Raw genomic sequence first — 21274 nt, 5'->3', positions numbered from 1 at the left:
CTGTTCTTGTTGTGGCGGGTGAAGTGGTCCAAGGTGCCCGTGACCCTGAGCATCCGCTCCAGCTCCGGAGACCGATTGCGCAGACGCAGCCGTACCCCGGCGGCGTCCGCGACCCGGACGGGCCATCAACGGGACGGACAAACCGCTGGAGTCGACGGCGGACACGCCCGTTACGGGTCAGGCGCAGCGGCCCCGGTATCGGGGTCAGCGGGCGCCGCCCACGGCCACCGGCGCGGTGGTCAACCGCATGGTCGCCTGGTGGAGGATGTCGGTCGCGCGGGGGAAGTCCTTCAGCTCCCGGCCCAGGACGTCCAGGGCGGGAGGCAGGCTCCGCGCGGGAACGCCGCGGGCTTCGAGGATGCCCGCGGTCCACAGGAGGAAGCGCGAGAACAGGGCTTCGTCGCCGGTGTAGAGGGCGACGCCGAGGAACTCCACGATGTGCGCCAAGTCCTCCGCGGTCCGCTCGCGCTGTGCCTCGTCGTAGCCGCGCATGGCCGGGTACTTGTCCTCCAGGCCGGTGAATACCGTCCGTACGAGCTGAGGACGGCTCCGGGCGACCATCGTGTACTCCTGGTCGGCCAGGTGCGGCAGGTCGTCGATCGGCTGGTGGTCGGGCTGCGGCCGCAGCAGCGGGTGGCTCTCCAGTCGGTCGGCGGCCGCACGCGCGTCGGGCGCCCAGGCGTCGGCGCCGAGGAGGCGTGCGTACCGGCCGTCCGGGCCGAAGGCGGCGCCTCCCACGAGGACGGGGGTACCCGCGGCCTGGCAGGCGGTGATGGTGGCGTGCGCGGTCGGCAACCGGGTCGGAATGGAGCTGGAGAGGGCGACGACATCCGGACCGGTGCGGTGGATGTGCGCGATGAGGTGCGGGGTGGGGACGTGGGCGCCCAGGTAGTCCACGTGCCATCCGCGCAGTCTCAGAACCTCGGTCACCAGGCGCGCCGGCAGGCCGTGCCATTCGCCGTCCACGCACGCCACCAGAACCCGCCCTCGTGACGGCTCGGTGCGGGAGGCTCCGTGTTCGGCGACGACGGCGATGGCACGCTCGTTGATCGCGGTCGCGGCATGCTCCTGCGCGACGGTGATCCTGTTGGCGGCCCACTCCTCACCGACCCGGCTCTGCACCCGGGCAATGACATCCAGCAGGAGGTTCTCGGGGTCAGTTCCGTCGTCCAGGGCCGCGCGGACCACGGCCGTCGCGGCCCGTTCGTCACCGGTCAGGACCGCCGCCCACATACTGTTCATCAAGGGTATGAGCGGACTGCCGGTGGTCTCTTGCGTGCTCACGCCGTGAACCTGCCTCTCGTGTGCCCGTCCACCGCGCTGAGGTGGTTGGTCTTCGGTGCGGTGATCACCACGACGGCCATGTCGTCGTGAGCGCCGGTGCCGACCCACTCGGAGGCGAGCATCTGCACGCGTTCCACCACCACTTCCGCCGACATCCCGGCGCACTCGGCGAGAACCCGCTGGAGTCGGGTCTCCCCGAACATGGCGTCGCCCAACGGGCCGCCGCGGGCCTCGGTGATCCCGTCCGTGTACAGGACGCATGTCTCGCCCGGCGCGAGCGTCACCTCGGCCGTCTCGGCGGTCACGGTCGGCAGGGCTCCCACCAGCGTGCCCTGCGTCGCCGACTCCTCAACGGTTCCATTCCCGCGCACGATCAGCGGCGCGGGGTGGCCGGCGCTGGTCAGCCGCAGCTTCACCGCGCTGCCCTCGCGGACCGCGGAGGCGAGGACCATGGTCGCGAAGCGGGCGTTGTGGGTGCTGAGGAGCGCGGTGTTGAGCAGGTTCAGCATCCGCTGGTGGTCATCGGCCATGGGGAGCAGGGCGTGGAGGGTGTTGCGGATCTTGCCCGTCATCACCGCCGCTTCCAGTCCCTTGCCGCACACGTCCCCAAGGACGACGAGGGAGGCGTCGCCCTCGACGGCGGCGGGGTGGACGTCGTAGAAGTCCCCGCCGATCCGCTCGTGATCCCGCGAGGCCCGGTAGCCGCCCGCGTACTCGACCCCCGACACCTGGTGCAGGAAGGGCGGGAGCAGGTCGCGCATCAACGTTTCGCTTATCGACGCCTGCTCCGCGTACAGCCGCGCCGCCGACATCGCCGCTCCGGCGCGGGCCGCGAACAAGCGGGCGAAGACCTCTTCCTCCTCGCTGAAGCCGTCACCGCCCGCGCGGCGCAGCAGGACCAGGGCGCCGGCGGGGATGCCGTGCCCGGGCAGCGGGGTGATCACTATCGAGCCGACAACACCAAATCCGTCGGGGATCAGCCAGGGCGGAGCGTTCGCGGGATCGATCCAGCGGGACGGTACCGGCGGGAACCCCTGCAGGGCCTCGGCCAGTCCGGGTACGTCCTCGACGAGCGCGGTCACCCGCGAGGAGACCGGCGTCCCGCCGCGCAGGCAGGACACGATCGGCAGGTCATGGCCGTGGGCAGGGGAGATGACCAGAGCGGCGTCGGCCAGGTGCTCGGCGGCCATCTGCGCGGTCACGTCCATGCACCGTTCCAGGTTCAGTGAGGAGAGCAGCAGGTTCGAAGCCTGCGCGAGGAACGCGGTGCGTTCCCGCTCGATTCGCAGCGCCTCGCGGGCCAGGCGGTGGTCGGTGTCGTCGATCAGCCACCACACCACCGTCCCGTCCTCACGGACCGTCGGATGCGCTTCGTAGCAGCGGTCCCCGACCGGGCCCTCCACCAGCGCATCGATCGCGCCCCCGGCAGCCGACGGTTCGGCGGGCGGAGGGAGCAGGCAGCGGGCGTGGGCATCGGACAGCCACGCGGGCACAGCGTCCGGCATCGGGGCGCCGGGGCGGGCATCGGGAAACAGCAGACCGGCGACCTCGTTGGCGAACACCACAGTTGCCCGGGCGTCGGCGACGAGCACGGGGTAGGGGGCCTCACTCCACGGCACGCGCACTGCGGCGGCGGCTTCCTGAGTGGGATTCGGCAAATCGTTGAGGGCCCGCTGTGCGAACCCCTCACCTCATAGGCTCTCGGGGATTGGTTGCCTCCGGGCAACCATCCTCCATCGGTCGCCCTGCTGGCAACCGCCCACCCCTCACAGCACCTTCCCACACCCGGCACGCACCCCGCCCACACAGCTCCTTCACGCCTGAGGGAAGGAGGAAGTGAGAGCCGTCACGTCGGCCGACAGGGCCATCGGCCTTCGAGGCGACTGCTGCCAGGCCGCACAACCGCCCGGGAGCCTCGGCCGCTGACTTCCGTAGGGGCGACCGGCATGGGCGGCCGCGCAGGGGTGTGTACGAGGATGGGCAACATGATCGGAGACAGAGACGACACAGACACCGCGGTGGTCAGCGAGATCACGCCCGATGGTGTGACCGTGATCCGCGCGCGCGGTGACCTGGATGATGACAGCAGCCCCGCCCTCACCGACGCCCTGACCGCGGCCGCCGCGGACAGTAGCTGTTCCCGCACCGTGGTCGACCTGTCGATGGTGACCTTCGCGGACTCCTCCGCCCTCCACGTCCTCCTCACCGCCCGCCGCGCCCATACGACGGCCGGGACCACTTTGGTCCTCGCCGGGCCCGTACAGGCCGCCGTCAACCGGTTGTTCGAGGTCACCAGTACCGGGCCTGTCTTCCGGTGGGCCGACAACGTGCAGCAGGCGATGACATGCTGACCACCACACCACAACCGGTTTGGTGTGCGATCCCTCACTCCAGGGCAGGCGCAACGACATGAACCCGCCCGCGGCAGCCAACCCCGCCCCAGGCCCCAAGCCGAATCACGGTGCCCAGCCGGCCGCGACCACTTCGGCGACGGCCCGCCGCCAGGTCACCGAGCTGCTCCGGGCCGCAGGCAGCGACCTCGATGGCGTCGCGGCCGTCGACGCGCTCCTGGTCACCTCGGAGCTCGTCACCAACGCGATCCGCCACGGCGGCGGCATCACCGCCTTCCACGCCACCCTCACGGGCGACACACTTCGTTTGACCGTCAGCGACGCGAACCCCCGCCACCCCGTCCCCCACCCCACCGCTCGGGGCCGTCCCGGCGGATACGGCTGGCCCCTCATTCAACGCCTGACCGACCACGTCGACATCACCCCCCGCCCCGACGGCGGAAAGACCATCACCACCCTCCAACGCCTGACCTGACCCCGGACCCGCCCCTCCCCCGGCTCCTCAGGTTCGGGCACCGCACAAGACAGCAGGGCACATGAGCGACGCAGAAGCAGCCGAGGCGATCGCCGCCCGGATCACCTCGTACCTCGCCGCGGTCCACCCGAACAAGCCGAACCCCGACGACCTCGCCTGGGCCATCGTCCACACCCTCAAACAAGCCGGCATCCACGGCCACACCAGCCACAACGACACACACGAGCGAGGACACCAGCAAGTCCTCCCCCTGCCCGACCAGAACGACGCGGTACGCGTCATCGTCTGCACCGGCGAATTCGACCAGCGAACCCTGGGCCCCGTCCACGAAGCCGGCACCGCCGCCCTCACCGACCCCGCGATCCGACGGATCGTCCTGGACGTCAGCCGCATCACCTTCGCCGACTCCTCCATGCTCAACGAGATGTTCCGCCTCCGCCGCGGCAGTGACCTGATCCTCGTCGGCCCCCTGCCCAACTCCCTGCAACGAGTCCTCGAACTCACCCAAGCCCTCCCCCTCTTTCCCGTCACCCACAGCATCGAGGAAGCCCGCACCATCGAGGCCCGCTGAACCCGAACCCGCCCCAGCGGGTGAGGGCTGCGGTGGTGGCGGGGACCAGCCGGTGTCGGCGGTGATGGCTGTTCGGGACGGGGAAGGCGTAGTGGACGATGCCCCAGCTGGTGATCCGCGTGGCGCACAGGGCGGGCAGTGCGGCGCGTGGCCGTGACCGGACCCCCGTCCCGGTCACGGCCACGCCGGCCTGGATGTTGGGCACCGTGGGTCAGCAGCCGCCGGAAGGCGGGGCGCCGATGTTCAGGGTGGTGGGGGCCGCGCAGCAGCCGCCACCGGCCTCCTCGGCGGCCTGAGGCTCCTCGAACAGGCCGGCGCCGCCGCAGACTCCGGTCTCGGGGAGGGTGAGTTCGACGCGCTCGGCGGCTTCCCGGTCGCCGGCGAGGTGGGCGGCGATGGAGCGGACCTGCTCGTAGCCGGTCATGGCCAGGAAGGTCGGGGCGCGGCCGTAGGACTTCATGCCGACGAGGTAGACGTCCTTCTCCGGGTGGGAGAGCTCGTTCACGCCGTGCGGGTAGACGGTGCCGCAGGAGTGCTGGTTGGGATCGATCAGCGGAGCGAGCTCGACCGGGGCCTGGAGGCGCTCGTCCAGGCCCAGGCGCAGCTCGTTGACGAAGGACAGGTCGGGGCGCAGGCCGGTGAGGACGATGACCTCGTCGACCGGGTCCAGGTGGCGTCCGTCTTCGGCGACCAGGACCAGGCGGCCGTCGGTGTCGCGTTCGACGGCGGCGGTGCGGAAGCCGGTGACGGCGTCGGCGTGCCCGTCGTCGACGGCGGCCTTGGCGGCGAGGCCGAGGGCGCCGCGGGCGGGGAGCTGGTCGGCGCTGCCGCCGCCGAAGGTGGAGCCGGAGATCCCTCGGCGCAGGATCCACGTGGCGTGCGTGCCGGTGCCGTCCTTGGCCTCGGCGAGGTCGGCGAGGTAGGCAAGGGCGGTGAAGGCGGAGGCGCCGGAGCCGATGACCGCGGTGCGCTTGCCCGCGTACCGGGCGCGGCCGTTGGGGTCCGTGAGGTCGGGGATCCGGTAGGAGATCCGGTCGGAGGCAGCCTGCTCGCCCAGCGCCGGGAGGCCGTCGCCGCCGATCGGGCTGGGGGTGGACCAGGTGCCGGAGGCGTCGATGACGGCGCGTGCCAGGAGCCGCTCCTCACTGCCGTCGGCGTTGACGACACGGACGGTGAAGGGCTGGCTCTCGCGGTCGGCGTCGACGACACGGTCGCGGCCGGCGCGGGAGACGCCGGTGACGGTGGCGCCGTACCGGACGCGGTCCCCGAGGACGTCTGCGAGGGGCTGGAGGTAGAGCTCGGCCCAGTCGCCGCCTGAGGGGTAGGTCGCACCGTCGGGCGCGATCCAGCCGGTGGGGGCGAGGAGCTTCGCCGCCACCGGGTCGACGACCTCGGACCAGGTGGAGAAGAGGCGTACGTGGGCCCAGTCGCGGGTGGCGGTACCCGCGCGGGGGCCTGCTTCGAGGACCAGCGGGGTCAGGCCGCGGGCGGTGAGGTGGGCGGCGGCGGCCAGGCCGACGGGTCCGGCGCCGATGACCACGGTGGGCAGATCGGCGGTGGTGGCAGGCGCGTTCACGGCAGGCTCCTTGCTTGTTTCGACATCCGTCGATGCCTTGTGTTGCCAGCATGCCACTTGCTTCGATGGGCGTCAACATAGACATTCATCAAATCAGGGGTGGGTGTGGAGCCCGTGGACGTAACTGGGAATCCTTCACCGGCCAGGTGCTGCACGCGGCCGACTACCGGAATCCCGCACAGTTAACGGGCCGCGTGTTGTGGTGGCAGGGGCAGGAAACTCCGCGGTGCAGATCGCGGCCGAACCCGCCCGGGTGAGCCGTACGACGCCGGCGACCCGGGCGCCGGTGCGTTTCGCCCGCCAGCACCTCCTGGGCCGCGACCTGCACTTCCGGCTGACCCGAACCGGCCTGGACACCGCACCGCCGGGCAGCCTGCTCCGCACCCCGCCCGGCCGGCCTGTCCTCCACGACGGCCGCTACCGCGCCGCCCTCGATGCCGGCACCCCGGACCGCCGCCCCATGCTCCAGAGCCTGGACGGCGAGAGGGTCACCTGGCCCGACGGGACGGCGGAGACGCTGGACGCGATCATCCTTGCCACCGGATACCGCCCCGACCTGCCGCACCTCGCCACTCTCGACGGCGTCCTCGACGCCGAGGACCGGCCGGTGCATCGGGGCGGGCGCTCCTCGCGCCACCCGGACCTGCACTTCGTCGGGCTGAAGTGGCAGCGCGGTTCCTCCTCGAACTCGCTGCGCGGCATGGGCCAGGACGCCGAACGCGCCGCCCGGCAGGTGACCGCCCACGCGGGGCCCGCTGATGCCCTCGCACCCCCGCCCGCTGCTTCGACATGTGTCAACATAGACGTATGTCGAACGTGAAGGTTCTGCCGCTGCTGGAGTCCGAGGCCGTCGCACCCTGCTGCCCGCCCCTGACGGAGCGTCCGCTGACGGCCGAGGAGGCCGAGCGGACCGCCCTCATGTTCAAGGCGCTCGGCGACCCGGTGCGCCTGCGGCTGTTCTCCGCCGTCGCCTCCCACGAGGGCGGCGAGGCGTGCGTGTGCGACATCTCCGACGTCGGCGTCTCCCAGCCCACCGTCTCCCACCACCTCAAAAAACTGCGCGAGGCGGGGCTGCTGTCCTCCGAGCGGCGCGGCACCTGGGTGTACTACCGAGTCGAGCCGGCGGTCCTCGCGGCGATGGGCCGGCTGCTGACCCGCGCGGCCGCCGCATGAGCATCACCATCACGCCGCTCACCGAAGCCCATGCGGACGAGGTGCTGGCGATCTACCAGGCCGGGATCGACGAGGGCAACGCCACCTTCGAGACCACCGCCCCGACCTGGAACGGGTTCGACGCCGCGAAGACGCCCGAGCACCGCTTCGCCGCCCTCGACAGCGACGGCAAGGTCCTTGGCTGGGTCGCCGCCACCAAAGTCTCCGACCGGTGCGCCTACGCGGGCGTCGTCGAGCACTCCGTCTACGTCCACCCCGGCGCCCGCGGCCGTGGCGTCGCCCGGACACTGTTGGACGCGTTGATCGCCTCGACCGAGGCGGCGGGGATCTGGACGATCCAGTCCGGGATCTTCCCCGAGAACACCGCCAGCCTGGCCCTGCACCGGCGAGCAGGGTTCCGGACCATCGGCACCCGCGAACGCATCGGGCGCCACCACGGCCAGTGGCGTGACGTGGTCCTGCTGGAGCGCCGCAGCCCACGGCTCGACTGACCGGTGCCGTGAGCGTTCGGCTCCGGTTGTCGGAGGTGGGCACGATGATGCGTGCGTGACCATCAACGTCGCGTGGGCGCGGATTCAACTGGCCGAGTTCCTCCGCTTGTCGGAGACCCATCTCCCCGCTCATGAGCCGGGGGCGATGACCGTCTCCCGCCTCAGAAACCGAGGCACGCAGCCGGAGGTCATCGCCAGCGCCCAGTGCGTGGAGTGGATACTCGAACGGGTTCTGCCGGAATGGCGCTCCAGCGTCCCTTTGTTCCAGAGCGTCTTCTACAACGACGACCCGAAGCCCGGTCAGCCCCGTCTGAGGCTCATGGTGGACGACGGCAGCGACACCTTCCGCAGCGTCCACCGTGGCGCGATGGCTTTTGCCGAAGCCCGCTACGCGGGCACTCGGAACCCGAACAGCCATGAGGACGGACTCCCGGAGCTGTCGGAGCACGAAGCTTTCGATCAGCTCGCCGCCTTCACCGCCCTGGCCCCCTGGGTGGACGGCGCCACGGTGTCCGCGTAGAGGGAAAGCCGGTCAGCGCAGGAGTTCGCTTGTCTGGCGGGCGGCGTCGCGGGCGGGGCGGCCCACGCCGATGAGGGTGGCGGCGGGCGGGCCGGTCCAGTCGCCGTAGCCGAGCAGGTGCAGGCGCGGCTCATCGACGGCGCGGGTGCCGTCCGTGGCGATGTGGCCGCGGCTGCCTCGCGGGCGCAGGGTGACGAACGGGGCGAGGGCGGGGCGGAAGCCGGTGCACCGGATGACGGCGTCGGCCACGGCGCGGGTGCCGTCTGCCCATGCCACCCCGGTCGCGGTGAGGCGGCTGAACATCGGCTTCACGTCCAGGAGCCCGGTATCACGGGCTGCCCGGACCGGAGGCACCGCCACGATGTCGCCGAGAGACGCGACGCCGCCGGTGTCCGTGCGACCGGCGTCGAGGGCGCGCCGGCGGGCGGTCGCCGCGTGGAAGAGGGCACGGCCGTCGATGTCGTCGGCGACGTAGCGGGGCGGGCGCTGGGTACCCCACGTCAGCTCGGAGGCGGGCGCCAATTCAACGGCGATCTGGGCCCCGGAGTTCCTGCCGCCCACCACCCGCTGCCCGGCGAACTCGCCGGGGCTCTTGTACTGGACGGTGTGGAGCCGGCGGCCGGTGTACGCACGCCGCCCGGGGACGGCGGGGCAGGAAGGACCGGGTCCGGGTTCCCGTCGCGCTGACGACGGCCCGGGCCCGCCAGTCACCGAGCGGCGATCTGGGCCCCGGAGTTCCCGATCGGTCTCGACCCGGAGGTACGGCCCGTCGCGGTGGACGGCGGAGACCCGCACGCCCCGCCGCACGGGAAGGTCGTACCGCTTCTCGTAGTCGGCGAGGTACGAGACCACGTGGGCCGCGTCGGGATAGACCTCGCCTTCCTGAGCGGGCATCAATCGGCCCGGCAGCGAGGAGTACGCGGCCGGGGAGAAGAGGTGGAGGGAGTCCCAGGTGTGCTGCCAGGCGCCGCCAGGCCCGCCTGGGCGTCGAGGATGACGTGCTCGATGCCCAGGCGGCGCATGTGGTGGCCGGTGGCGAGCCCGGACTGGCCGCCGCCGATCACCACCACGTCGGTGCGATGTGTCATGAGGTGAGCTGCTGCTCCGTGAACTTTCTGCGCCAGGCCAGCGACACGTGGACGAGGGCGACGAGGACGGGGACCTCGATGAGGGGACCTACGACGCCGGAGAGGGCCTGGCCGCTGGTGACGCCGAAGGTGGCGATGGCCACCGCAATGGCCAGCTCGAAATTGTTGCCGGCGGCGGTGAACGCGAGGGTGGTGGTGCGGTCGTACGGCAGGCCGATCGTCTTGCCGAGGGCGAAGGTGCCGAACCACATCACGGCGAAGTAGACGAGCAGCGGGAGCGCGATGCGGGCGACGTCCAGGGGCTGGGAGGTGATGGTCTTGCCCTGGAGGGCGAAGAGGATGACGATCGTGAACAGCAGTCCGTACAGGGCCCAGGGGCCGATCTTCGGCAGGAACTTCGCCTCGTAGCTCTCGCGGCCGAGCCTCTTCTCGCCGATCCGGCGGGTCAGGAAGCCGGCGAGCAGCGGGACGCCGAGGAAGATGACGACGTTGAGGGCGATCTTCCACATGGAGATGTCGAGGTGCTCGCCGTCGCCGAGGCCGAGCCAGCCGGGAAGCAGGTCAAGGTAGAACCAGCCGAGGACGCCGAACGCGACGACCTGGAAGACCGAGTTCAGGGCGACCAGGACGGCGGCGGCCTCGCGGTCGCCGCAGGCGAGGTCGTTCCAGATAATGACCATGGCGATGCAGCGGGCCAGGCCCACGATGATCAGGCCGGTGCGGTACTCGGGCAGGTCCGCCAGGAAGATCCAGGCCAGGGCGAACATGAGGGCTGGTCCGAGGATCCAGTTGATGACCAGCGAGGAGATCATCAGCCTGCGGTCGCCGGTGACCGCGTCGAGCTTGTCGTAGCGGACCTTCGACAGGACCGGGTACATCATGATCAGCAGGCCGACCGCGATGGGCAGGGAGATCCCGCCGATCTCCACCTTGGCGAGCGCGTCGTTCAGGCCGGGGATCAGGCGGCCGAGCCCGAGCCCGAGGCCCATGGCGAGCAGGATCCAGACCGCGAGGAAGCGATCCAGCGTGGAGAGCTTCGCCACGACCGAGGAATCCTCGGCGGCGACGGTTTGGGTGGGGGTCACGGACAGGCCCTCTTGTTCTCGGCGGCGGTGCGCGCGGATGCGGCCAGGTCGGCGAACTGGGCGGCGAGCTGGGCGATGACGTCCGGGCGCAGCTTGTAGTACACGAAGCGGCCGCACGGCTCGGTCTCCACGACCCCGGCCTCTCTGAGGACCTTCATGTGGTTGGAGAGGTTGGTCTGCTTGGCGCCCGTCTCCTCCACGAGATGGGTGAGGCAGAGCGTCTCGCGGGAGAGCAGGGTCACGATCTGAAGCCTGAGGGGGTCGGCCAGGACTCGCATCACTTCAGTGTCGACTGACGTCATCATGGGCTGATACTGTCACATCAGTGGTGGATGACGCCACTGGGTGCTGATGTCAGTGGCGCCTGATCCCCGTCGTGAGACAAGAGAGACCTCTGATGTCCGACAAGCCCTCCGTGCTCTTCGTCTGTGTCCACAACGCCGGCCGCTCCCAGATGGCCGCCGCGTGGCTGAGTCACCTCGCCGGGGACCGTGTCGAGGTCCGCTCCGCCGGTTCGGCGCCCGCCGACTCCGTGAACCCGGCCGCGGTCGAGGCGATGCGCGAGGTCGGCATCGACATGTCCGCCGAGACGCCGAAGATCCTCACGATCGACGCGGTGAAGGCCTCCGACGTGTGCATCACCATGGGCTGCGGCGACACCTGCCCCGTCTTCCCGGGCAAGCGCTACCTGGACTGGAAGCTGGAAGACCCGGCAGGCCAGGGCGTCGAGTCCGTCCGTCCGATCCGTGACGAGATCAAGGTACTGATCGAGGGCCTGATCGCGGAGATCGCCCCGGAGCCCGCGCCGTGAGCGAGACCACAACGTCATCGTCATAGGCTCCGGTCCCGCCGGATGCACGGCCGCGCCGTACGCGGCCCGTGCCAACCTCAAGCCGCTCGTCTTCGGCGGCGCGATCTTTGTCGGCGGCTCCCTGACGACGACGACCGAGGTCGAGAACTTCCCCGGATTCCCCGAGGGCGTCTACGGCCCTGTCCTCATGGAGACCATGCGGGCCCAGGCCGAGCGGTTCGGCGGCGAGATGACGCCAGGCCGCGTTGGACGCCGAGCGGTACCTTGCCGCCTCACCGACGCGCGGTAGCGGCAACCGCCGTAGAAGGAAGGTCGCATCATGGCCCTCAAGAAACGTGACCGACGCATCCTTCATCGGGGACGTCCTGCAGAGCGACAAGCCCGTCCTTGTCGACTTTCGGGCGGCCTGTGCGGCCCCTGCCGCCGGCTCAACCCGTCGCTGGAGGCCATCGCCGCCTAGCACGGCGAAATGATCGAGATCGGCAAGCTCAACATCGACGAGAACCCGGAAACGGCAGCCGCCTACGGCGTCATGTCCATCCCGACGATGAACGTCTACGTGGACGGAAAGGTCGCCAAGACCATCGTCGGCGCCAAGCCCAAGGCCGCACTCCAACGCGAGCTGGGCGAGTTCATCACCGCCTGACCCCACGGCACCGACGCACCCGCGCGGGACATCACCGGCTCCGTCCCCCGCCGAGCTCATCGGCGGGGGACGGAGCTTCTTCCATCCCGACGCCTACTGTTCGGCTGACATCCCCGCCCCGGGGTGCGCTCGCGCAGCCCGGGACTCCCACTACTCCCTTGAGCGTGGCCAGCGAAGCCGACAGCTTCTTCGCGCCGGACAAAGCACTTACGCACAGGGCGCGCCGTGCGGGGGCAATCGTCAACCGCGCCGGCCGAGGCCCCGCGGTCAGGAGCGAGGTCGCACGTGGGTCGGGCCGGCCTCGAGCGCTTGGAGTAGTCGTTCGATGTCGTGGTCGGTGGTGTGGAGGTGCGGGCTGATGCGCAGTACGGATCCGCGGGCTCCTACGTGGACGCCGGCTTGATTGAGCGTGTTCAGCAGGCCGGCTCGCCGGTGTTCGGAGACTTGCAGGCCGAGCATGTGCGGGCCGCGTGGTTCGGGGACGTGCAGGCCGAGGTCGCGTGCGGCGGCCGCGATCCGTCCGGTAACGGCTTCCAGCGTCGCGGCGATGTTCGGCACCGTCCAAGCGACGAGCTGTTCGAGGGCGGCGATGGCCATCGGTGTGAGCTCGAATGCGGTGCGCTGTCCCATGTCGAAACGGCGCGCTCCGCGTTGGTATGTGTCGCGGTAGTCGACCAGGCGCGCGAAGTCCTGGGCGTCTTCGCGTGCGATCCAGTTCTCCTCCAGCGGTAGGCCGTCCTGGTGGTGAGGGGCGACGTAGAGATAGCCCAGTCCGAAGGGGCCGAGCAGCCACTTGTAGCCGACGGTGACCACGAAGTCCGGTCTCAGTTCGACGACATCCAGGGGAACGGCGCCGGCCGACTGGCTGGCATCGATGACCAGGGCTGCTCCGGCGTCATGGGCAGCTTGTGCGATGGGTGGCAAATCCACCAGGGTGCCGTCGGTCCAGTGCACCTGCGGCACCGAGACCACGGCGGCCGTCTCATCGAGGTCACGGAGGACCGCGTCCGTCCAGGTCTGTCCGGGCTCGCGGTGAACGGTGTGCACTGTCGTGCCGGTACGGGCAGCGAAGCGGCGCCAGGTGTAGACGCCGGAGGGGTACTCCTCCGCCAGGACCAGGACTCGCTGGCCGGGGAGGCCATCGAGGTTGGCAGCGGCTGTTGCGATGCCGTAGCTGGTGGCGGAGACCAGCGCGACATCGTCGGCTTCAGCACCGATGAGGCGGGCGAAGAGGCTCCGGCGTTGCTCGGCGGCGGTGAACCAGTCCGATGCGGTGATCGCCCATGGCTCTGCCCGGCGGCTCAAGGACTCTTGGCCCGCGGCGAGCACGCCGTTCAGAGTGGGCGCGAGGCTAGCGGTGTTGAAGTAGGCAACCTCATCTGGGACGTGGAAGAGATGACGTGCGCTGGGCAGGACTATGCCATGGGCCATGGTGTTCACGGTACTTCCGCCTCCTCCTGCGCGCTGTCCGGGCACGCGGCGTTGCGGGCCGCTGGTGGTAGCGGCCCGCGTCGGCTTGTCCGCTGGTGCGCCGCAGCTCCCGCCTCGTGCGTGGCGGGGTGCTCAGCCGGTGGGGGCGCCGAACCAGGTGGGCACTGTATTGAGCAGGTCCTGCTGGTTGTCGCCGACCCAGGCAACATGGCCATCCGGCCGCAGCAGGACTGCGGGCGCGTCGAGTTCCTCGGTGGCGTCCATGATGTGGTCGATCCGGTCCGCCCAGCCGGTCAAGGAGAACCGGCCGGTCCGGTCGAGCAGGAGGCCGCGGCCGCCGTGCATCTGGTCGTAGAGGCGGCCCTGCTTGAGCTGGATGTCCCGCAGTCGGCGTCCGAGCAGGTCGTGGCCGTTGCCGAGGTCATAGCGCACCCCGACGACGGAGATCGTCTCGGTGAGTTCCCCTGGTTCCGGTTCCTGAACCACGTCAGAAGGGCGTAGCAGTACGGCCGGCAGGTGTTCTGGCCGGCGTCCCCGACTATCAGGTTCCTGGTCCAGTCCGAGACCGGCCCGATCGGCCCGCCGACTGCGTCGAGGAGGAGGTACGGCACCACCGGCTGACCGGTCTCCACCACCCCACCGGCCAGAATGCGTCGACCGGCGCCCAGCCGCGCGGAGTTCGCGAGGCGAACCCGGCCGGCGGCCGGCCGCCCAAGCACAGGGCTGAGTTCGTCTACGGCGACCCCGCCACGTGGGACACCGAGCAGGCGGCCACCACCTGCTACCAGCCGCTACGACACCGTCACCGCCCGGTCCCGGGACCGGTTCCATGCACGCCTGATCCGCCGCGCGGCGTGGCTGGAGCACGACGGGCCCCTGCCGGTCATCGAGGGCACAGTGATCCGCCTGGCCGTCGAGAGGCTGCCCAGCGGAGGGATGAACCGGCCGCTGCGTCTGTGGTGGTCACGCACCGCCGCCAGTGCCGAGGACGTAAACCGCTGCCGGCAGGCGTTCCTCCGCCGCTTCGACCTGGAGCACACCTTCCGCCTGCTCCATTCTTGTGCGTCGAGATCCTCGCTCTCCTCAGGCCGCCCGCAGGCTGATCCACAGGTCGTCGCTCTCCCGGATGGTGTAGATCGGGTCGGCGTTCTCCACCTCCCAGTCGTCCGGCACCACGTAGTACCGCCCGTTCCCTTCGGCGAGGAGCCGGAGGCCGGTGTACCGGTACGGCATGAGCAGGTCCTTGACCGGGAGTCGTTCTTCCACGGTGCCAGGCGCCGGCAGACTCAGCCTTTTGGAACTGAGGATCATGACTCGGGTCCATCCATGGACGTTGCGGGCGTGCTCTCTCGCGTCGTCCTGCGCGATCTGCCGGGTGACCTGAGTCAGGGCCCAGAACACACAAACGCCCGCAACGAAGACCGACATGGTCCGTCGCCGGACATCGCTCGGACTGCGGCGCCCGGCCCCCCATGGCGCGCCCAGAAGGAATCCCGCGGCGATGGCGAGGGGCGCCGTCCAGGCGTAGGGGTGGATCCAGCGCCAGAGGAACACCAGAAGGACACCCGCCGCAATGAGCAGCGGAGCGAGGAACCTGGCAGCGGGCAGGGGCGGTAGCAGGCGGGTCCGCCGGCTCGACTGCGGCAGGTGGCCCCGTGCCCACGGAGCTGCGGCCAGGCCCGCGATGAGCAGGATGGCTAGCAGGACCGGAAGCCGCAGCAGATGCAGGCTCTGGACCACCAAATTGGCGAACGAGAATTCGAGGGAGAAAAAGTACAGGTTGAAGTAGCGGTAGAACTGGCTGGTGTATGTGGCCCCGAGGTAAAACATCAGTGCCGCCACCAGGGAAGCCTCGGCGACCACCACACGCAGCAGCCCGGTCGAGGAGCCCTCGGGGCGTTCCGCTGGTCCGGCCTGCCGGGTTTCGGCGCTCTCGCTCACTCGTTGTCCGGGATGCCACGGGTGGAAGAGTGCGGGGGATCGCCGGGCGTGAGGTCACCGGGGATGTGACTGGGGTTCCGGTCCGGTTCCTCGGGTGCGCGGGGCAGGGCCGGTGGAGAGGGAACCGCATCGCTCGGGCTGATCCCAGGCGGCGTCGTCAGACGGGTGCTGGGTTCGGTGCTGTCAGAGTCCGAGAGCTTGCAGGAGCCCACGGCCGTTACGCAGGTGAGCGCGATGACGATGAGCACGGCAGCTCGCCGGGTGTCAGTTGGCATGGAACTCCCTTCACTCGCCAGCATGCAGGAACGTGGCGGCAGGCGTTCTCCTGCTTGGCGGGTGCCCAGAAATTTGCCACGAAATGCTTAACCCGACAGGTGAACGGCGTACTGGTGGTGAGGATCGTCGAAGCCGGGGTGGACGGCATCTTCCTGATGGTGCCTGGTGACGCCCCATCACAGCCGCTGGCTCATCGTCATCAACGCGGAGACCGGCGCGCGACCCTGCTGGCCGAGAGACCGGCCTGGTCTGTGTGAACAGGCACATCCATGGCAGTCGGGTACCTGGAGGTGCCGTACGACCACGTCGAGGGCGCCTACCCCAACTCTGTAGGTGTGCCCGAGCGATATGGGCCGTGGCATACCGTCTGGTCGTACGCCGCTACGGACGACAACGGAGTCGTCGAATCCGGGATGAAAAGTGACATGGCGGCTCCTGGTGCTCCTGGTGCTTCTGGTGCGCGGATGGCGGAACACCCCGGTCGATACCCCCCAGGGCGCGCCGCGCACGCCCCGGAGGGCCGTGTGTCAGCTCGGGCGCTCGTAGTTGGTCAGAACGCAGCCCTCGACCTGGGCCTTCTCCAGCCGGTAGCCGGCCGGCGCGGTGAAGCCGGCCTCGCAGTTCAGGTACAGGAACTGGAGCTGGTACAGCCCGCGGCGGACGTTCGCGTTGTTGGTCTCCACCGCGATGTTCGTGCCGACCAGTAGCTTGCTCGCAGTGGCCTTGAGGCGCCCGTCGTCCTTCAGGTCGGCCAGCTGCGCCGCCTTGGCCTTGGTCTGGAGGGTCTTCATGTCGGAGACGGTGTCCAGCCAGTTCAGGTTGTGCGCACGCTGCTCCCCGCCGAGCTGGCCGCAGACCGCTCGCTGCTGGACGCCCCAAGCGCTCGCGGGGCCGTCGACGACCGGCATGTAGTCGATCGACTGTACCTGCTCGTCGGTGACCTTCATGCTCGTGCAGTCGACCGTGTGCGGGCTGACGAGCTTCGTCAGCTCGGCGATGCTGCCGGCGCTCGGCAGGCCCCGGCTGCCAGTGGACGGCTGGCCCGGCTTCGCGGCTCCCTCGGTGGAGGGGTCGCGGACGGCCCCGCGGTGGGGGCTGCCCTGGCCGTCGGGGCTGTTGACGTAGTCGGTGAGGAAGCAGCCCTCGACCAGGGCCTTCTCCTTCTTGAACCCCTCCGGGACGAAGACGTCGGGGTTGCAGCTCAGGATGCGCAAATCGGAATTTGGCGGGTCGACCAGGGACACGGCGGTGGCGGTCTTGAGCGCGGTCAGGGCGAAGGTCTTGCCCACGACCGTGCGGCTGGCGAGGTCGGTGTTGTCCCGGCCCTCGGCGAGCAACTTCGCGGCGTTGTCCTTAGCGGCCTGCTGGAAGACCTTCATGTCCGGAGTCAGGAAGAGGACGATCTCGCCCCGCGCCTTATCGTCCGTGCAGACGCCGCGCTCCGTAATGCCCCAGTCCCCGGCGCCGATGAACCCGCTCAGCGGCACCCGGCTGTCGTTCGGGTCGGTGCTGAGGTTTTCGCAGGACGTGTACTGCTGTACGTGGGCCTGCGCCCCGGCCAGCGTGGCGGGCGTGGCGCCGGCGCCGGCAGCCGTGGGGGAGGCGGGGGCGGCGCCCCGAGCGCTCACGGAGGGGCTCGCGGCGGGTGGACCCGGCTTGGGGGAGTCCTCGCAGGCGGTGGCAAGGGTGGTGAGCGCGGCGAGGGCCGCGGTAGCGGCGGATATCCGCTGGAGGCGCATGGGTGTCTTTCGTCGGCTGGACACGGCACGGGGGGATGGCGTGCCCATGCTAAGGCCTGTCTGACAATTTGATCTTGCGGCAGGTCGAGGTGAGTTGACGGAGGCGGCATGGGAGTGGATAGAGCCCTTGTTGCCGCAGGTGGATGGGCGTGGTCGGCCGTGGCGTGATCACCGGCAGGTGGTCAATGGAGTGCTGTGGCGGTTGCGGACGACCGGGGCTCCGTGGCGTGACCTGCCCGAGCGGTATGGGCCGTGGCAGACCGTCTATGAGCGGTTTGCCCGCTGGGGGCGGACGGCACGTGGGCAAGGCTGTTGGAGCATGTGCAGGTCCGCGACGACACGGAGGGCCGGGTGGAGTGGACCGCCGCCGTCGACTCCACGATCAACCGTGCTCACCAGCACGCGCCGGCGCACGTAAAAGGGGGGCTGCGGACGGGGACGAACTGGAAGATCCGGTCGGCTCGCAGACGCGCCAGGCCCTCGGCCGGTCCCGAGGCGGGCTGACCACCAACGTCCACCTCGCCGTCGATGGCCGCGGACTGCCGCCGTCCATCATGCTCACGCCCGGCAACGTCAACGGCGCCACCGTATTCGGTCAGGTGCTCGACGGGCTCCGCGTTCCGCGAGCCGACACCGACCGCCCACGCACGAAACCGACCCGAGTCCTGGGCGACAAGGCCTACTCCAGCCGAGTGATCCGGCATCTGCTGCGGCGTCGGGCATCGCAGTCACGATCCCTGAGCGCCGCGACCAAACAGCCAACCGTCGACGCCGAGGGCGCCTCGGCGGCCGACCGCACGCCTACGACAAGGAGCTCTACCGCGACCGCAACGTGGTCGAATGCTTCGCACGCCTCAAGCAGTACCGCGCGATCGCGACGAGATTACGAGAGCGCGTCAATGACCTGGCGATGATCCCGTCACCGGCCACTACGCCAGTCGGAGCGCGGCAAGAGCGGCACGATCCGCGCCCAGGCCGCATCGGTCAACTCACCACGGCGAATCATCCAGCCATCATCGAACCCCGACCTACCCCATCTCCTCGAACGGCGGTCGGGCCAGCCAGGGTCAGCGACGCGACGCAGCCTGTCCGATACCGCCGCCTGATCATTCTCAGGCAGCTCGACTGACGTCCAGCCGTTCGGCCGACGGCTCGTACCCGGCTGCCCTGTAGGCGGCGACGGCAGCAGCGTTCGAGGTCGGGGTGCTGACGAGTGCGCTTGATGCACCCAGTTGCCGCAGCACCGCCGCAGCGGCGACGCTGATCGCTGTCCCGTAGCCGCGACCGCGATGGTCGGCGTGCACGCCCGCCGGCACCAGCAGGCCGGGCTTGCCGGGCCCGGCCGACCAGACCGTCGCCGCAGCCACCGCGTTGTCCTGGTCGTCGTAGCCGATCAGGCAGCGGGCGACGGCATGGACCGGCCCGGCTGCGAGGACGTGCCACATCTCCTCGGTGAACGCCGGGCTGCTGCACGCCGAGCGATGCACTGCGGTCCACACCCCCGCAGTCTCCGGACCGGCTACCTCGATCCGCAGGCCGGAGTCCTTCACCGGCCCGGCGAGGTCGTGGCGCAGCGGCGTCCACGGCTCGTCCAGAATCCAGCTCGCCTCCAAGAGGACCTCGTGGAGCAGGGCGGCGTTGGGGATTTCGAGGCCGACCTTCCCGGGCGGCAGGACCCCGCGCTCCGGATCATCGAGGTCCGCCAGCAGCTGGCGCGCCAGATCGCCGTCCGGTCGCAGATCCGGCGCGGTCGTCAGACGCAGGACATCAGGGTCGTCCAGGTATCCGACGGCAATGATCCGTCCGTCCACGCTCCAGGTGCGGACGGCCGCGGCCAGCCTCTCCGCGCCCAGCGCCCAGGCCCAGCCGAGGTCTCCCGGATGGAGTTGCAGCGGCGTGCGGTCGTCCTGCCATACGCGGAGGGCATCCACGACCCCGGTCAGCCCACCGACGCCGGGCTCGTTCAGAACGATCGTCACGTCCCGCATCTCACAACATCGCGGCGACCGGCCGCACCTGGTTTTACTCAGCCAGTCAGATCGACAGGACACGCCCTGGAAGGCATGCATCTACCCGCGTGAGCGGGAATGCGACAAGCTCCCATCGGCGATGTGGGCTTGACCTTGATAGGCGCACCGAGCCGCTCGCCCCGGTCATGGAGCCGGGGCAGGCAGTACCGGCCGGCCGCCGCACGCTGGGCACAAGAAACGCCCGCCCTCTTGGAGGAGCACGCCCGGCCGCTTGCCTCCTGCACAGCTCAGCCGACGGACCCGACGTCAATGCGGGCGCGGCGTCGTCCACCCTTTCGGGTGACCAGACGGGTGGGTGCAGGACCTGCATTCCCGCCGTTATGGAGCGCGCCGCGATGGTGAACGCCGGCGTGAGGCGCGGGGCAGGCCTCCCCCGCCCGCCGCGCGCTGGACGCTCCATGACCATTGGCCCTCAGCGTTTGTGACGTCTGGGGCCAATGGGATCCGCCGTGACGATGTGCAATTACGGCCGGAAATACTCTGTGGGGCCTGACCACGAGGCATTATGAGCGTTGTAGAGCCAGACTCCGACCTTTGTAATACCCCCCGGATATGCCGAACCATCGAGGGCGAAGTTGTAAGGCACGGTCTCATTGACTGCGAACTTCCCCTGAGTGGGGCGGTTTTGGGAGTCAACCAGCACGCTGCCAGCCCATGCTTCGAAGCCTACTTGTGTTCCCGCGCCGCCGATGTTCTTCACCTCTCCTTGGACCTGAACGGAGCGATTGAGCCAGGTGAAGCTGCCCCGGGCCGAGTGTGTGCCCAGGCCGGAGGAAACTTCAAAGGTGGTGGTAGCGGCGAGGGCGGGGCCTGCGGCGAGCATGGTGACCGCGGCGGCACCCACCAGAGTGGCACCGACTTGCTTGAAACGCATGAAATCTCCTTATACCCAAGGGAGTCGTGCGTGCAACACGAATCTACGCCATCACGATTTCATGTCTAGATAATTTCAGGTCACGATGTCGGGGCCAGAAAAGCCCGGCTGTACTGGGAGAATCTCCTGGGAGACGGATCGGAGCGGGTTTTGCAGCACAGTCTGTGGAAAGCGGAGTTCATCGACATTGAGCAGTTGGGATTCGGTCCGACGCTCGGAGGGGGGATCTAACGCTTGGAGGGGAATGTTGGTGTACGGAGCGGCGGCTGGCCCGGTGTGTTGTTGGTTCGCCGAGTTGTCGTATCCGGGCGGTCCCCCGGCGCTGCGGCGCAGACGAATGACGCTGCCCATCCAGGAGGCAGCGGGCCGCCGTAACGGAAAGCGGCCGGCGGCCCCAGCCACGAGCGGCCCACCCGCTCGAACGCCCCGTCGGCGGGCAGCGCCCGCAGTCGCCCGGAGCCGCTGTCGCGTCTCCAATACCCCGATCCCTACGCCGAGGCGGCCCGCCCGCGGTTGCACTCCGAGGCCGAGGTCACCGACACCACGCACCTCACCCCCGCCCAGGCCGCCCAGGCCGCCCAGGAGATCACAGAGGTCGTCAAGAGTTGAGGGAACGACCTTCCGGCGCCGCACCGCGCAGGTGACAACAAGCCTGCCTTTGTGTCAGCTATCGTGCTTCGGCTCGATTCCTCCGGACATCCGAGCCCTCTCGGCGTTGTACTCAGTAACCGACGTCGAGGTAGTCGATGTCAGTGAACTCGACGAAACGCTCGTCGGCACCTCGGCCGCTGTCCTTGAAGTAGGCCTCCTGAAGGGCCTAGGCAGTGTCTGACAAATGATCACGGACTGGTTTCGCGGAGCCAGAGGATCAGCGAGGCCAGGACGACTCCGGCGCGGTAGCGGTCGGCGAGC

Annotated in this window: 18 protein-coding genes and 6 pseudogenes; 11 read left to right on the top strand and 13 right to left on the bottom strand. The window is 69.7% G+C overall.

Going from position 1 to position 21274, the window contains the following annotated elements; translation table 11 throughout:
- Positions 1-204: 204 nt before the first annotated feature.
- On the bottom strand, positions 205-1242 hold the full coding sequence (locus ACZ4XJ_RS31105; RefSeq protein WP_468498108.1) for a cobalamin B12-binding domain-containing protein: 1038 nt from the start codon (positions 1240-1242) through the stop codon (positions 205-207).
- 38 nt (positions 1243-1280) lie between these two features.
- On the bottom strand, positions 1281-2846 hold the full coding sequence (locus tag ACZ4XJ_RS31100; RefSeq protein ID WP_468498173.1) for a PP2C family protein-serine/threonine phosphatase: 1566 nt from the start codon (positions 2844-2846) through the stop codon (positions 1281-1283).
- 423 nt (positions 2847-3269) lie between these two features.
- Between ACZ4XJ_RS31100 and ACZ4XJ_RS31095 the strand changes: the two genes are divergently transcribed.
- The 3 genes from ACZ4XJ_RS31095 (at position 3270) to ACZ4XJ_RS31085 (ending at position 4681) form a co-directional block, all read left to right on the top strand.
- Positions 3270-3635, top strand: a complete 366-nt coding sequence (locus tag ACZ4XJ_RS31095) for an STAS domain-containing protein (RefSeq protein WP_362877579.1) — start codon at positions 3270-3272, stop codon at positions 3633-3635.
- 22 nt (positions 3636-3657) lie between these two features.
- Positions 3658-4110 (top strand): ATP-binding protein, encoded by a 453-nt coding sequence (locus ACZ4XJ_RS31090; protein WP_362877578.1) that lies wholly within the window; start codon positions 3658-3660, stop codon positions 4108-4110.
- Between the two features lie 61 nt (positions 4111-4171).
- On the top strand, positions 4172-4681 hold the full coding sequence (locus ACZ4XJ_RS31085) for an STAS domain-containing protein (RefSeq protein WP_468498107.1): 510 nt from the start codon (positions 4172-4174) through the stop codon (positions 4679-4681).
- Between the two features lie 9 nt (positions 4682-4690).
- Here the strand turns inward: ACZ4XJ_RS31085 and ACZ4XJ_RS31080 are convergent.
- Positions 4691-4886: pseudogene (locus ACZ4XJ_RS31080) on the bottom strand (MFS transporter); the annotation flags it as partial.
- 6 nt (positions 4887-4892) lie between these two features.
- Positions 4893-6257 (bottom strand): NAD(P)-binding domain-containing protein, encoded by a 1365-nt coding sequence (locus tag ACZ4XJ_RS31075; RefSeq protein ID WP_468498106.1) that lies wholly within the window; start codon positions 6255-6257, stop codon positions 4893-4895.
- A 226-nt stretch (positions 6258-6483) separates the two neighbouring features.
- On the opposite strand from ACZ4XJ_RS31075, the gene ACZ4XJ_RS31070 reads away from it, so the two are divergent.
- From ACZ4XJ_RS31070 to ACZ4XJ_RS31055, 4 genes are read left to right on the top strand one after another with little or no spacing between them, the layout of a single operon-like run.
- Positions 6484-7077, top strand: a complete 594-nt coding sequence (locus ACZ4XJ_RS31070) for an NAD(P)/FAD-dependent oxidoreductase (RefSeq protein ID WP_468498105.1) — start codon at positions 6484-6486, stop codon at positions 7075-7077.
- On the top strand, positions 7065-7430 hold the full coding sequence (locus ACZ4XJ_RS31065) for an ArsR/SmtB family transcription factor (RefSeq protein WP_468498104.1): 366 nt from the start codon (positions 7065-7067) through the stop codon (positions 7428-7430). The genes ACZ4XJ_RS31070 and ACZ4XJ_RS31065 overlap by 13 nt, the downstream gene beginning before the upstream one ends.
- Positions 7427-7921 carry a GNAT family N-acetyltransferase gene (locus ACZ4XJ_RS31060; protein ID WP_468498103.1) on the top strand — a complete coding sequence of 165 codons (495 nt, stop codon included), beginning with the start codon at positions 7427-7429 and terminating at the stop codon, positions 7919-7921. The genes ACZ4XJ_RS31065 and ACZ4XJ_RS31060 overlap by 4 nt, the downstream gene beginning before the upstream one ends.
- Positions 7922-7976: 55 nt before the next feature.
- Positions 7977-8441 (top strand): TIGR02391 family protein, encoded by a 465-nt coding sequence (locus ACZ4XJ_RS31055; RefSeq protein WP_468498102.1) that lies wholly within the window; start codon positions 7977-7979, stop codon positions 8439-8441.
- 12 nt (positions 8442-8453) lie between these two features.
- Here ACZ4XJ_RS31055 and ACZ4XJ_RS31050 read toward each other — a convergent pair.
- The 3 genes and pseudogenes from ACZ4XJ_RS31050 to ACZ4XJ_RS31040 form a co-directional block, all read right to left on the bottom strand.
- A pseudogene (locus ACZ4XJ_RS31050) lies at positions 8454-9529 on the bottom strand (ArsO family NAD(P)H-dependent flavin-containing monooxygenase).
- Positions 9526-10620, bottom strand: a complete 1095-nt coding sequence (gene arsB, locus ACZ4XJ_RS31045) for an ACR3 family arsenite efflux transporter (RefSeq protein ID WP_468498172.1) — start codon at positions 10618-10620, stop codon at positions 9526-9528. The pseudogene ACZ4XJ_RS31050 and the gene arsB overlap by 4 nt, the downstream one beginning before the upstream one ends.
- Positions 10611-10919: an ArsR/SmtB family transcription factor gene (locus ACZ4XJ_RS31040; protein WP_468498101.1), complete on the bottom strand. Its 309-nt coding sequence runs from the start codon at positions 10917-10919 to the stop codon at positions 10611-10613. The genes arsB and ACZ4XJ_RS31040 overlap by 10 nt, the downstream gene beginning before the upstream one ends.
- Positions 10920-11011: 92 nt before the next feature.
- Here ACZ4XJ_RS31040 and ACZ4XJ_RS31035 point away from each other — a divergent pair, with 92 nt between their 5' ends.
- The 3 genes and pseudogenes from ACZ4XJ_RS31035 to trxA all read left to right on the top strand — a co-directional run bounded on the left by ACZ4XJ_RS31035 (position 11012) and on the right by trxA (position 12071).
- Positions 11012-11425: an arsenate reductase ArsC gene (locus ACZ4XJ_RS31035; protein WP_468498100.1), complete on the top strand. Its 414-nt coding sequence runs from the start codon at positions 11012-11014 to the stop codon at positions 11423-11425.
- A gap of 16 nt (positions 11426-11441) precedes the next feature.
- A pseudogene (locus tag ACZ4XJ_RS31030) lies at positions 11442-11657 on the top strand (NAD(P)/FAD-dependent oxidoreductase); the annotation flags it as partial.
- A gap of 103 nt (positions 11658-11760) precedes the next feature.
- A pseudogene (gene trxA / locus ACZ4XJ_RS31025) lies at positions 11761-12071 on the top strand (thioredoxin).
- A gap of 267 nt (positions 12072-12338) precedes the next feature.
- Here the strand turns inward: trxA and ACZ4XJ_RS31020 are convergent.
- The 4 genes and pseudogenes from ACZ4XJ_RS31020 to ACZ4XJ_RS31005 all read right to left on the bottom strand — a co-directional run bounded on the left by ACZ4XJ_RS31020 (position 12339) and on the right by ACZ4XJ_RS31005 (position 17458).
- Entirely contained in the window at positions 12339-13502 is a 1164-nt protein-coding gene (locus tag ACZ4XJ_RS31020; RefSeq protein WP_468498171.1) for an aminotransferase class V-fold PLP-dependent enzyme, read from the bottom strand.
- 132 nt (positions 13503-13634) lie between these two features.
- Positions 13635-13961, bottom strand: a pseudogene (locus ACZ4XJ_RS31015) (aromatic-ring hydroxylase C-terminal domain-containing protein); the annotation flags it as partial.
- Positions 13962-14585: 624 nt separating this feature from the next.
- Positions 14586-15443 carry a hypothetical protein gene (locus ACZ4XJ_RS31010; protein ID WP_468498099.1) on the bottom strand — a complete coding sequence of 286 codons (858 nt, stop codon included), beginning with the start codon at positions 15441-15443 and terminating at the stop codon, positions 14586-14588.
- A gap of 803 nt (positions 15444-16246) precedes the next feature.
- Entirely contained in the window at positions 16247-17458 is a 1212-nt protein-coding gene (locus ACZ4XJ_RS31005; RefSeq protein WP_468498098.1) for a hypothetical protein, read from the bottom strand.
- 94 nt (positions 17459-17552) lie between these two features.
- Between ACZ4XJ_RS31005 and ACZ4XJ_RS31000 the strand changes: the two are divergent.
- Positions 17553-18341: pseudogene (locus ACZ4XJ_RS31000) on the top strand (IS5 family transposase); the annotation flags it as partial.
- Between the two features lie 229 nt (positions 18342-18570).
- On the opposite strand, the gene ACZ4XJ_RS30995 reads toward ACZ4XJ_RS31000, so the two are convergent.
- Together ACZ4XJ_RS30995 and ACZ4XJ_RS30990 are read right to left on the bottom strand one after the other, a co-directional pair.
- The gene (locus tag ACZ4XJ_RS30995; RefSeq protein WP_468498097.1) at positions 18571-19437 is read right to left on the bottom strand and encodes a GNAT family N-acetyltransferase; all 867 of its coding nucleotides are present in this window, start codon (positions 19435-19437) and stop codon (positions 18571-18573) included.
- Positions 19438-19951: 514 nt separating this feature from the next.
- Entirely contained in the window at positions 19952-20362 is a 411-nt protein-coding gene (locus ACZ4XJ_RS30990) for a hypothetical protein (protein ID WP_468498096.1), read from the bottom strand.
- Positions 20363-21274 lie beyond the last annotated feature (912 nt).

It is taken from the genome of Streptomyces sp. NPDC029836 (genome assembly GCF_055574495.1).
This window is presented reverse-complemented; position numbering and strand designations above follow the sequence as displayed.